The organism is Alkalicoccobacillus plakortidis (assembly GCF_023703085.1).
Lineage (GTDB): Bacteria > Bacillota > Bacilli > Bacillales > Bacillaceae_D > Alkalicoccobacillus > Alkalicoccobacillus plakortidis.
Genome location: NZ_JAMQJY010000001.1, coordinates 1210229 through 1221408, shown reverse-complemented (window position 1 = coordinate 1221408; position 11180 = coordinate 1210229). Strand labels below are relative to the sequence as shown.

Annotated in this window: 10 protein-coding genes and 1 pseudogene; 9 read left to right on the top strand and 2 right to left on the bottom strand. The window is 40.5% G+C overall.

The window, feature by feature from the left end:
• Positions 1-120: 120 nt before the first annotated feature.
• A complete protein-coding gene (locus NDM98_RS06640) occupies positions 121-456 on the bottom strand; it encodes a DUF3139 domain-containing protein (protein WP_251605605.1) in 336 nt (111 codons plus the stop codon).
• Between the two features lie 369 nt (positions 457-825).
• Positions 826-1353, bottom strand: a complete 528-nt coding sequence (locus tag NDM98_RS06635; RefSeq protein WP_251605602.1) for a LiaI-LiaF-like domain-containing protein — start codon at positions 1351-1353, stop codon at positions 826-828.
• A gap of 201 nt (positions 1354-1554) precedes the next feature.
• Between NDM98_RS06635 and hemA the strand changes: the two genes are divergently transcribed.
• The 9 genes and pseudogenes from hemA (at position 1555) to ysxE (ending at position 11120) form a co-directional block, all read left to right on the top strand.
• Positions 1555-2937, top strand: coding sequence for a glutamyl-tRNA reductase (gene hemA, locus NDM98_RS06630; protein ID WP_251605599.1), 1383 nt, complete (start codon positions 1555-1557; stop codon positions 2935-2937).
• Positions 2938-3118: 181 nt separating this feature from the next.
• Positions 3119-3769 (top strand): cytochrome C assembly family protein, encoded by a 651-nt coding sequence (locus NDM98_RS06625; RefSeq protein WP_307728701.1) that lies wholly within the window; start codon positions 3119-3121, stop codon positions 3767-3769.
• A gap of 31 nt (positions 3770-3800) precedes the next feature.
• On the top strand, positions 3801-4730 hold the full coding sequence (gene hemC, locus NDM98_RS06620; protein WP_251605596.1) for a hydroxymethylbilane synthase: 930 nt from the start codon (positions 3801-3803) through the stop codon (positions 4728-4730).
• Positions 4714-5517 (top strand): uroporphyrinogen-III synthase, encoded by an 804-nt coding sequence (locus NDM98_RS06615; protein ID WP_251605593.1) that lies wholly within the window; start codon positions 4714-4716, stop codon positions 5515-5517. The genes hemC and NDM98_RS06615 overlap by 17 nt, the downstream gene beginning before the upstream one ends.
• Positions 5514-6502 (top strand): annotated as a pseudogene (gene hemB / locus NDM98_RS06610) (porphobilinogen synthase). The gene NDM98_RS06615 and the pseudogene hemB overlap by 4 nt, the downstream one beginning before the upstream one ends.
• Entirely contained in the window at positions 6496-7782 is a 1287-nt protein-coding gene (gene hemL, locus NDM98_RS06605) for a glutamate-1-semialdehyde 2,1-aminomutase (RefSeq protein WP_373370395.1), read from the top strand. Before hemB ends, hemL begins: the two are co-directional and overlap by 7 nt.
• A 388-nt stretch (positions 7783-8170) precedes the next feature.
• Positions 8171-9166, top strand: a complete 996-nt coding sequence (gene spoVID / locus NDM98_RS06600; protein WP_251605588.1) for a stage VI sporulation protein D — start codon at positions 8171-8173, stop codon at positions 9164-9166.
• A 21-nt stretch (positions 9167-9187) separates the two neighbouring features.
• Entirely contained in the window at positions 9188-9640 is a 453-nt protein-coding gene (locus NDM98_RS06595) for a hypothetical protein (RefSeq protein ID WP_251605584.1), read from the top strand.
• Positions 9603-11120 (top strand): spore coat protein YsxE, encoded by a 1518-nt coding sequence (gene ysxE / locus NDM98_RS06590; RefSeq protein WP_251605582.1) that lies wholly within the window; start codon positions 9603-9605, stop codon positions 11118-11120. Before NDM98_RS06595 ends, ysxE begins: the two co-directional genes overlap by 38 nt.
• Positions 11121-11180: the final 60 nt, after the last annotated feature.

Below are 11180 nucleotides of genomic sequence, written 5' to 3'. Positions count from 1 at the left end.
CTATGTTGATTAACTCACATAATGGTTCTGTTTTTTTTGTGTGTTGATTTTTAAGGGAGATTGATTTGCTTCCAATCAGCGTAGTCCTAATTGATTGTGTGATTAAAGTTTTACTATTACTTATTCTACGTGATTTCCTTCTCCATCTAAGCTTCCTGTTTGTCTTATTCCCTGATTGTCATTATATATATACTCGTATTCTCTTCCAGGTTCATCAGCAAACTCAACATACGCATTATAAGCATTTTCACGAGTATCTTTCCAACTATAAACGGTTCGTATATTTTTAATTTCACCAGGTTGATATTGACGATCCTCAATTAGGTGCACATAAGTAGCATCACCTGTTTTATCTAGCATAGCTTGACTTCCTGTAAAGAATCTAAAGATAAGGACTCCACCTATTATTATTACTATAGAACTGAATAAACTAATAAAAACCGTAGTTCTTTTCATTTTAATCATCCTTTGAAAAATTTCTGTTAGGTCTTTCTTTTTGTTCGATTTTTAATCTCGCTTCAAATGTACCCTTCTTGTCCTTTATTCTTAAAACTTTCGCGACTTGCCTTGTCTCGATCTCGATGTTTTACTAAGAAACAAAACTTAATCAAGTATAATAGCTAATAAAAATCAGACGCTCTCTCAAAGCGGACGGGATGGGGAGGCCGACTCCAGCGGGACTAAAGGGCAAGGTTGAAATAAGATGGCGCTAGCCAGATTAGGCTGGCGCCCGCCCAGCGAGACTTGCCCGCCATCCCGGTAGCGGTGTGACTACAGAATCCCGTTCCTCTCTTAATCGTAAAACCCAAACGACGAATGGATTCACTACCTCTTCTTCTGATATAAAAGCACAACGCCAATGATAATCAAAACAATCGGCCAAAAATAATCACCAAATGGAAGGAAGGCAGGATTTTGCAGGTAAGGCTTCCATGGCGACAGCATATACAAAGCGAGTAAAAATAACGCAATGCCAGGGATAAGTCCTTGGTGTTTTGTTCGAGTATAAAGGAATAAAAAGGACATACTTATAATTAGAGGATACATACCGATATGACTCGGCCAGAAAGAGAGCCAATTTAATCCATGAAAATGAATAGCTAAACCGACAAGTAAGGCAGCGGGAAACGACAGAAATCCATCATATTTACTCTGAAACAGTAGCGATATTCCAATGATAAATAGAATGGTCGGCCAAGTCAGGAGCTGATCGGCATAGGGAAGTGGAAACATCTGAAGTAGATAATAGGCTCCAAGTCCAATTAAAATAATAGCGGGCATAATGTTTATTGATTTTACTTTTCGCAGGTGACATTCCTCCGTTGATTCATTAATGACTTTTAAGCAGATCATTTGCACTGATTACGCAAAAGGCATACCATTAACAAGGTCAGTTTGTTAGACTTGAATTTATGGTAGCATAATGAACTAAAAAGTTCACATAAAATTACGATGAGAATGCCATAGTACATGTTATACTTATAAAGGATGTAACCGAGTACAACGTTAATAGATAAGAGTTTGGACCGTAATATTTTTTGGGGTGAGCGACACATGCACATAATACAAGTGGGATTAAACTATAAAACAGCCCCGGTTGAGATGAGAGAAAAAGTTGCCTTTCAGGATACGGAGCTCCCCGCTGCTTTAAAACAATTACGTGTGTCAAAAAGCATACTAGAATGTGTAATCATATCTACCTGTAATCGGACAGAAGTGTACGTCGTAGCAGATCAGCTTCATACTGGTCGGCATTTTACGAAAACATTTCTGTCGGATTGGTTTGATATTTCAAAAGAGGAGATCACACCGTATCTCCATATAAAAGAAAACGATGTTGCTGTAGAACACCTTATGCGTGTGACTGCAGGACTGGATTCAATGATTCTTGGGGAAACTCAGATTTTGGGTCAAATTAAAAATCAGTTTTTACTTGCTCAAACTGAACAAGTGACCGGTACTATTTTTAATGAACTCTTTAAGCAAGCCGTCACATTTGCCAAAAAGGCACATTCACTAACGGATATATCACATCAAGCTGTTTCTGTTAGCTATGCGGGTGTGGAGTTAGGAAAACGAATTTTTGGTAGCTTTGATAAAAAGAATGTCTTAGTTCTTGGTGCGGGTAAAATGAGTGAGCTGACTGCTAAGCATCTACATTCCAATGGCGCTTCTGAGATTACGGTTATTAATCGTACCGAAGAAAAAGCAAAAGAATTAGCGAGCCGTTTTTCTGGAATTGCTAGACCATTTCAAGAGCTTGGTGACGCACTTGTAGAAGCAGATGTTTTTATTAGTTCAACTGGTTCGCGTGACTTTGTTGTGACAAAAAAAGATGTTTCTTTTGCATTAAAAAAGAGAAAAGGTCGTCCGTTGTTTATTGTTGATATTGCGGTCCCACGTGATATTGATCCTGCGATTGCAGATTTTGATGATGTGTATCTATATGATATTGATGATCTGCAAAATATTGTGGAGTCGAACTTGGCCGAGAGACAAAAAGAGGCTGAAAAGATCGAACTTTTAATAGAAGCAGAGTTAGTACAATTTAATCAATGGTTAAATACATTAGGGGTTGTACCAGTGATTACAGCCTTGCGTTCTAAAGCTTTGGCTGTACAAGCTGATACGATGGAAAGTATTGAACGGAAACTGCCACATCTATCTGAGCGTGACCGCAAAGTCTTACGCAAGCATACAAAAAGTATTGTGAATCAATTGCTACGTGATCCAATAACCCGTATTAAAGAGCTTGCTTGTGAAGGTGACTCAGAGGATTCACTAGATCTGGTTACTAAGATGTTTGCTCTTGAGATGGAGTTAGCCGAGCAAGAAAAACAAGCCTGTATGCGGGCGGCAGAGGATCAATGGGAACAAAGCAAGCAGTTGGATTATGCTGCGGTTTCTACTGAAGAAAAGGCGGTTGTTCGCTCCTAATAAGGAGTTCCTACTATGAGCTTGGATTTATCCTATTACTGTTATTTTATACAGCTTTAGTGTCCTCGGATACTTTATTGATTTTCTATTTAACAACCGGAAAGCCAACGTGGTTGCTTTCTGGTTGCTTTCTATTGTCTGGAGCTTACAGACAGTTTATTTTGTTCTGAGAGCACTGGAAATGGGGAGATTTCCGATTGTCACCCCATTTGAAGGGCTCTTTTTTTATGCGTGGAGTCTTGTGACGATTTCACTTGTTATTAACTTGAAATTCAAAGTTGATTTTTTGATTCTCGTTATGAATGTTGTTGGTTTTAGTATGATGACGATTAGTTTGTTTAAGCCTCATACAGAGGTTCCAGCTTATTTAGCAAGTATGCTTCAGTCAGAGTTGCTTGTGTTACATATTAGCTTTATTTTGATATCGTACACGGCTTTTACATTAAGCTTCTCGTTTTCAGTGTTATATGTTCTTCAACATCAGATGTTAAAAAAGAAAAAATGGAGCAAAAGGCTCGAACGATTTGGCTCGTTTCCATTTTTAGAACGATTTTCGTTTTTAACGGTGTCTGTTGGGTTTCCTCTGATGCTTATTGGGGTCATATTCGGCTTTGTATGGGCGTCTGTTGAAAATGATACGTTGCCGTGGTTTGATGTGAAGATCATCACCTCCATTTTGACACTAATCGTATATGGAGCGTATCTTTACCAGCGTGTGGTAAACTACAAAAGAGGATACCAGACAATACTTCTAAATGTTGGCGCTTTTTTAGTACTATTAATAAACTATTTTCTATCAGGGCAATATTCTAGCTTTCACATATGGACGTAACAACGCTTGAAATGGATGAATGGAGGCAGTTATGCGAACAATTATACTGGGAACACGAAGAAGCAATCTGGCATTAACTCAAACAAGATGGGTGATAGAGCAACTGAAACAGTTAGGGATGCCCTATGATTTTCAAGTAAAAGAGATTGTCACAAAGGGTGATCGAATTCTTGATGTAACCTTATCAAAGGTTGGTGGGAAAGGTTTGTTTGTTAAAGAAATTGAACAAGCGCTTGAGAATGGTGAAATTGATTTGGCTGTTCATAGTATGAAGGATGTCCCATCTGTTATGCCAGAAGGGTTTTCTCTGGCTGCCATTACAGAACGTGAAGACCCTAGAGATGTACTCATTTCAGAAGACCATGTTTCACTAGCTGACTTACCTGCTGGAGCCATTGTGGGAACAAGTAGTTTGAGACGTTCTGCGCAGATTTTGGCTAAACGTCCTGATCTTGAAGTGAAATGGATTCGTGGAAATGTAGAAACAAGACTTAGAAAGTTAAAAGAAGAATCCTACAGTGCTATTGTTCTTGCAGCAGCAGGATTAAAGCGATTAGGATATCCAGACGATTTTGTGACAGAATTTCTAGAGCCTGAAGTATGTGTTCCTGCTGTAGGACAAGGTGCACTTGGCTTAGAATGTCGCAGTGACGACCAAGAACTAATGGGCTTACTTGCAAAAATTAATGACCCTATTACCTCTCAAACGGTTAAAGCAGAGCGTAGTTTTTTACACACCCTTGAGGGAGGCTGCCAGGTACCTATTGCCGGTTATGCCATCATCAAAGACAATCAGATCACGCTTACTGGTTTAGTTGGTTCACCAGATGGCAAAGTGTTAATACACGATACACAAACAGGTAGCTCTCCGATTGAGCTTGGAGAATCTGTTGCCGCTGCCTTGTTAGAACAAGGGGCAGAAGAAATCTTAGAAAAGGTAAAAAGTGAACTTGACTCCTAGTCCCCTACATGGGGCTAAGGTTCTTGTCACACGAGCACCACTTCAGTCTGCTCGCTTTGTTAAGCAAATTGAGCAGGTGGGAGGACAAGCTCTACAAGTCCCTTTGATTAACGTGCGGAGAATGGCAGAACAAAAGGAACTAAAGGAAGTATTAGCTAAACTTAGTTCATTTAAGTGGCTGATTTTTACGAGTGTAAACGGTGTAAGATTTTTTTTAGAGCATCTGTCTGAAGAGGATCGTATAAAACTTCGTGACTCTGCAAAGATTGCCGCAGTTGGTTCGCAAACTGCTAGTGAATTAAATAAGTTCGGATTAGACATTCATCTGTTACCGAAAAAATATGAAGCAGAATCATTGGCAGAAGCCATATTAGAGCAAACAAACAAAGGAGATACGATTTTAATTCCTCGAGGAAATCTTGCTCGACCGCTTCTGGCAAAACGGCTTGTTCAAGCCGAACGTAAGGTGAACGATTTACCTGTATATGAAACTTTTTTTCCAAGTGTTGCAAAGGATACGATTACACATCTCGTCAGGCAGCAAACCAAGCTAAGTTTTCTTACATTTACAAGTTCGTCTACTGTTCGTCATTATGTAGAAATCGCACAGCAACTAACGAATGATGTAAGTCACTTATTCCCTGATGCAAAAATTGTTTGTATTGGTAACATAACAGCAGAAGAAGCTAGAAAAAACGGACTGTGTGTCGCTGCAGTTCCAGAGATTTTTACTACTGAAGCAATGGTAGAAGAGCTTGTTCGTTTAAAAAGGAGTGAACATTCATGACAAAATTGGATTTTGATCGGCACCGTAGATTAAGACAATCAGCGTCTATACGCAGAATGGTAAGAGAAACGAAATTAGATCAGGATGATTTTATTTATCCGATTTTTGTTAAAGAAACAGGTAGTGAAAAAACAGAGGTCGCTTCGATGCCAGGTGTTTTTCAATGGCCATTACATGAAGTACTAGAGGAAGTAAAAGAAGTTGTCGATTTAGGCATCCCTTCTATTATTCTTTTTGGTCTACCAGGAGAAAAGGACGCTGAGGGTTCATCTGCATTTCACGATCATGGAATCGTGCAAGAAGCAACACGGCTTATAAAAGAAGCCTACCCTGAACTGACAGTCATTGCTGATACATGTTTATGTCAGTTTACCGATCATGGGCATTGTGGTGTGATTAAAGATAATGAAATTGATAATGACCCATCCCTGCAAATCTTAACGCAAACGGCTGTTTCTCAGGCAAAAGCAGGGGCGGATATTATTGCACCATCTAATATGATGGATGGTTTTGTAACAGCTATTCGACATGGTTTAGATGAGGCTGGATTTGAACATGTACCAGTTATGGCCTATTCGGTTAAATATGCATCAGCTTTTTATGGTCCATTCCGAGATGCAGCACATGGAGCTCCTTCCTTTGGTGATCGGAAAACGTATCAAATGGATCCTGCAAATCGCGAAGAAGCATTACGTGAAGCTGAATCCGATCTAAATGAAGGCGCTGATTTCTTAATTGTAAAACAGCATTGTCCTACCTTGACATTATTCGTGAAGTAAAGAATTTTTCAGGTGTACCGCTAGTAGCTTATAATGTCAGCGGTGAATATGCGATGGTGAAGGCTGCCGCTCAAAATGGTTGGATTAACGAGCGCGAAGTTGTACTAGAGAAATTACTTAGCATGAAACGTGCGGGGGCAGATTTGATCTTAACCTACCATGCGAAGGACGCAGTAAGGTGGATGAAAGGAGCGAATGAATCATGAATTTCTCAAAGTCAAAAGCTGCTTTTGAACAAGCAAAACCACTAATGCCAGGTGGTGTGAACAGTCCAGTTCGTGCCTTTAAATCAGTGGATATGAACCCTGTGTATATGGAAAGCGGCAGTGGGTCAAAGATCCGTGATATTGATGGTAATGAATACATTGATTACGTGTTGTCTTGGGGACCACTGATTTTAGGACATGCGGATCCACAAGTGGTTGAACAGATTAAAAAGACAACCGAAAAAGGAACAAGTTTTGGGGCACCAAGTGAATTAGAGACAAAACTTGCTGAACTTGTGATTGATCGAGTTCCTTCTATAGAAGTTGTGAGGATGGTTAACTCAGGTACAGAAGCAACGATGAGTGCGCTCAGACTTGCGAGAGGATTTACAGGGCGCTCAAAGATTCTAAAATTTACAGGCTGTTATCATGGGCATGGAGATTCGTTGTTGATTAAAGCAGGATCAGGTGTTGCAACCTTAGGTTTACCTGACAGTCCTGGTGTACCAGAAGCTGTGGCTAAAAACACGTTAACAGTACCGTACAATGATATCGAAAGTGTTCGTTATGCTTTTAAGGAGTTTGGTGATGATCTGGCAGCGGTCATTGTGGAGCCAGTTGCAGGGAATATGGGTGTTGTGCCTCCTGAAGATGGTTTTCTTGAGACATTACGCAGCTTAACTGAGGAAAATGGCACACTACTCATTTTTGATGAAGTAATGACCGGATTTCGAGTTGGCTACCATTGTGCACAAGGAACATATGGTGTCACACCTGATTTGACTTGCCTTGGAAAAGTAATAGGCGGTGGGCTTCCAGTTGGAGCGTTTGGTGGCAAACGTGAAATCATGGAGCAAATTGCACCAAGTGGACCGATTTATCAAGCAGGAACACTATCTGGTAACCCATTGGCAATGACAGCAGGTTATGAAACATTATCTCAGCTGTCTGAAGCGGATTATGAAGTGTTTGCTGCTAAAGCAAAAAGACTAGAAGAAGGCTTGACAAAAGCCGCTGAAAAACACGGAATTCCACATCATATTAATCGTGCAGGCTCAATGATTGGCTTGTTTTTCACCAATGAGAAAGTAGATTGTTTTGAAAAAGCACAAACCTCAGATCTAGCAATCTTTTCTCAATATTTTAGATACATGCTTGAAGAAGGTATTTCATTACCACCTTCACAGTTTGAAGGAATGTTTTTATCAACAAAACACACTGACGCAGATATCGAAGCAACAATTGCAGCAGCAGAACGTGCATTTGCGAGAATAGAATAGGATCAGGACAAGAGTGTTTAAGTACCACCAAAACCGACCCATTATGTTGAGTAGCTCACATAATGGGTTGGTTTTTTTGTTCATTAAAAAAGAGAGTCAGGCTAAAGTTAGGACACGCACCAATCCAACAATCTCCATTTATTTTTGACGTTATATACCCAGTAATAATTTATTAAAATTCTGTAGCTCTCACATCCGGGAGCGATGAGTCTGCAGATTCCCCTTTCACTACTACACTCATTTAGAATCATTCGTCTCTATAAATTATCCGTATACTTCTGTCAGTCTCTTTTTTGTCATAATCCCCTTGTTTGCCGCATAGGATTTCCATGTACGGATTGTATAGGTACGAGTGTAAATGGATTTGATTTGATAAGGAGGAGTTAGTATGGCGCAGGAGCATCCCTCAAAATTAACGCTGACGGTAGAAGAATCGGTGTGGCTGAACAAAGGTCAGGAAATAGAAGAAATTCTCGGTATGTCTCTTTCTCCGGAGATTGCCATTAAGGAAGAAGGCAATCAAGTAAGCATTGTAGGTGGATTAAGGTTAGTAGGAGAATACCTATTGGCAGATTCAAACCAAGATCAAGACTCCGAGCAGAATGAAGACGATGGGTACCGTGAACAAGCGTCGTTTCGCTCCATTGAGGAAGTGCGTATTTCAGAGAACGGAAGAGGAGACTTAAAGCACTTTTTCCCGATTGATGTCACGATTCCATTAGATCGTATTCAAAATTTGCAGGATATCTATGTAGAAGTGGAGTCGTTTGACTATGATGTGCCTGACAAAAGCTGCATTCAGTTAACAGCCGATATCTCGATTAGTGGTATGACTGGGGCAGACGAGCTTAGCAGTCAGGAGGATCAGCCAGAGGATGTTCAAGATGAACCAAACAGAATAGAGGAAGACGAACAGGTTGTAGATACATCTTTTTCTTATGAAGCCTATCAATTACCGACTCCAACTAGCACAGTAGCAAGCGATGACTCAGTTGAACGAGTGGAAGTGCAAGTGGAACCTCCTAGTGAAGTGACAGAGCAAGCTAGCTACTCAGACTTGCAACGGATCACCCTCGCTCCACAGCAGTCTGAGCCAAACATCGAACGACAACAAACAGAAGAAGTAGAGATCGATGAAAACGAAGATCAGCCTCAAGAGGTAAAAGCGGAAAGAGAAGAGAATGCGCTTTATTTAACAGGCATGATGGCGAAAAGCGATGAGCAATTTACAAGATTAAAAATGTGCATCATTCAAGAAGATGAATCCCTAGATACAATAGCAGATCGTTATGATGTGACAACAAGTCAGCTAATTCGAACCAATCGTTTAGAGGCTGATCAAATTGAAGCGGGGCAGATTCTCTACATTCCGGTTCAGTCATAAGCCATGAAGGGAGGAGTCATCATGGACCTGCTGGAGGAGCTTAAGCAGCAATATGGCTGGAAAAATGCAGTATCTCTGAGTGAGGAAATCATTGAAACAGATCACGGATTAAAAAGAATTAGATTTTGGGAGGATCAAGATCTTTTGGACTGGCACATTAACTGGCGCGATCACTGTTATCTCGCTCCAGTTATGCTAGCTGACCGAATGATTCGGACAAAAGATGGAGATTCCTTCATTCCCTGGAACTCTTCTCGGGTATCGGTCCATGATGAAATCACACAAGCATTTAGTCAGCAAGAAAATGGACAGGTATGGGGAACCTTAGTAGGTTTAATGATTCGGTATGGATTGGAAACTAAGCTTGAGATCAAACCTGTGGTGAATGAGGAACCAGATCTCATGAAGCTAGAAAAACAGATCTGGCGTTTTCCACTTGCACTTCAACCAAGCTCTCAGAGATATGATTCATGAAGGAAAAACTCGTCTAAAAAAAGCAAACAATATTCGATCAAAACGCTCACAAGAAAATCCATTACCTCTCATAGACCGACTACAAGTAGGTGGGCACGCAAAAACGATACACGGCATGTTACATTGGGTTGGGGGAGATCAATACCCAGAACAAGGCTATCGATCCATTCAACTGTTTATACGTGAGTGGTACAGAGAGCATCCTACGGAGAAAATCTCCAACTTTTTAGATGCTATCGAAGATGTTTTTCCTGATTTTTCAAAAATTCAAGGTGGACTCTTACTCGCTGAATGTCTTATCCCATATGAACTGCTACCTATCCTTGAACTAGATTTGCGAAACCAATCAGTTGATTTGATTAAATCAACCATTCACACATGTCAGGAAGAATGGAACATATCAAAACGATTAGTAGAAGACGTGGCCGACTGGCTTGGATGGGAGGAAGTAGCACTCATGAATCAGTCTGTAGAGTACCCGTTTGAGACCATCTTGTTTCATTACGATATTTATCCAGATCAGATTGAAGAGATTGGAGCAGGTAAAGTAAAAAAATTAACCTCTCAAAGAGGCATGTTTGCTCTTAAAGAGACAACCTTATCTCAAGCGCAAGCCGATGAGCTTGTTCACGCCATGCATCGATTAACCAAACTTGGCTACAAACAGTCTGTACCACTTATCCCAACGAAATACGGAGAATACACGATCACGATAGGTAATGCGAGTTATTATCTAATGCCGTGGATTGAGTCTCCTGAATACACAGCCAGAGAGTCAATGGAAGAGAAGCTTATGGATCAAATGGGTGTGATTCATCGAATTACAGTCAAAACCCAAGAGCTTTCTCTGGAGCAATTAGAGCAGTCCTATCGAGAGTTATTGAAAAAGTGGGAAGCACGCCAGCTTCAGTTAATTCATTTTGCTGATCAGGCTGAACAAAAGATTTATATGTCCCCTTTTGAACTGACCTTTTTAACACACATCCATACACTTGACCAGATGGCGGAAGTGGCAAAAGCACAGCTTAATGACTGGTATGAGGCAGCGAAAGAGAAAGGCAAATACCGAAGTGTACTAAATCATGGTCGTCTGTCCCGTAGTCACGCCTTATTTACTCCTGAAAATGAACCTTTACTCATTAATTTCGAACGAGTAAGCTTGGACACACCTGCACGTGATCTAGCCACCTTTTGCCGGTATAGCTTCCCATATGCTCAGTGGTCAGATGAAGAAGTCTTGCGCTTGTTTGCACGATACGAACATCATTTGCCGCTACTTGATGAAGAGAAGCAGTTATTATGCAGCTATTTAAGCTTTCCTGAACCAATTGCGTATGCAGTGGATTCCTATCTTAAAAAGGAAAATGGTTGGAGCGAGCTTGCTCATGTGCAAAGGCTAGAAAAGAGAATACTTGCGATGAGAAAGGTACAACGATTAGCTACAAGATTGCTACCAGCATCCAATGAGACTCTATCCTAGACATGTTGCGAAATTCAGCCAATTTCCTTATACTGTATGTATTGCTCCGTGATCAAGATA